Origin of the sequence: Ereboglobus sp. PH5-10 (assembly GCF_029504735.1) — a bacterium.
Taxonomy (GTDB): domain Bacteria; phylum Verrucomicrobiota; class Verrucomicrobiia; order Opitutales; family Opitutaceae; genus Ereboglobus.
The window spans coordinates 1-1,471 of sequence record NZ_JAQFIP010000042.1 but is presented as its reverse complement, the minus strand read 5'-3'; the positions used below and the strand labels follow the sequence as shown (position 1 = coordinate 1,471).

The following is a 1,471-nucleotide window of genomic DNA, read 5'->3' as shown; positions in this document are numbered from 1 at the left end:
TCACGCTCACCGCCGACAACACAAACTACAGCGGCACCTTCGCGATCTCCGCGACCAGCCGCCTCGCCGCCTCGACCGACGCGAACCTCGGCAATACCGCGCTCTCCGGCTCTGGCGTCTTCGAGAAAATCGACGCCGCGACCACGCTCACCATCGCGCGCGCCAACGAAACCCTCACCGGCACGACCATCGTCACCGGCGGCACGCTGCGACTCGAAAACCTCCGGGGCGTCGGCACCAGTGCCGTCATCAACAACGCGATCCTCGACCTCGCCGCCACGGGCACCTTCGCCAACAACATCAGCGGCACCGGCACGACCGCCGTCACCGGCGCGGGCGTGAACCTCACCGGAACAAACTCCACCGCTTGGAACATCACCGGCTCGGGCACCGTTTCCACGACCGCGAACCTCGGCTTGGGCAACACGCACATCGACGGCCTGCTCACCCTCGCCGCCACCACCGCGTGGGCCTACTCGAACACGCTGACCGGCGCCGGCACCCTCGCCGTGAACCTCTCCGGCAACGCCTTCACCTTCAGCCCTTCAGCCTTCAGTCCTTCAGCCCTTTTCACCGGCGTCCTCGAACTCGGCCATTCCACCTTTGACCTGTCCGGCACCAACACCGCCGTTCTCACCGAAGCCACCTTGCAAATCGACGAAAACGCCTTCGTCGCCACCGGCAGCGGCGCGCAGCAAATCGGCAACCTCACGCTGCAATCCGGCACGCTCGCCTTCACGCTCGCCGCGAGCGGCACGGAGGCGGCCGGCATCATCCGCACCGGCACGCTCGCCGTCCGCGACTCCGTCCTGGTCATCGACACCGGCGCCCTCGCCGACAACGCGCTCCCGCTGCTCCAGCAAGACGAGGGCCGCTCCGTCACCCTCGTTGAATCGACCACCCTTGCGGCCGGCGGCAAGACGCTCGTCACCGGCACGCACCTCGTTGATCACCACGGCAACCAAATCACCGACGCCGCGCAACTCGACATCAACCAGTCCGGCGACACCGTGGCCAGCGGCACCTACGACTTTGCCGCGGTCGCGAGCAACACCGGCATCCACCTCTCCTACGAGCTGACCGCGCTCGACCTTCTCGCCGGCAAGACCACGCTGCTCACCGGCGACATCGACGACGCGATTCTGAACGGGGCAGACGAACTGCACGCCAGGGTCACGGGCTCCGGCAACCTCCGCATCGAGGCAACCGATTCGATCACGCTCAACAACACCAATGCCTACACCGGCACGACATTCGTCGCCACCGGCACGCTCGTCGCCGGCGCCGACAACGCCCTCGGCCAAACCGACCGGCTCCACATCAGCTCCTCCGCCGCCTTCAACCTCAACGGCAAGGCGCAAGCAATCGCCAACGGAGGCCGCGTCGACGGCCACATCACCGGCACCGGCGCGCTCACCCTCACCGGCGGCACGATGACGATCACCACCTCGAACACCGCCTACACCGCGCA

The 1,471-nt window shown here is 67.2% G+C and carries 1 pseudogene; it reads left to right on the top strand.

Features of this window, described 5'->3' with window-relative positions:
- Nucleotides 1–1,471: pseudogene (locus M2447_RS13670) on the top strand (hypothetical protein); the annotation flags it as partial.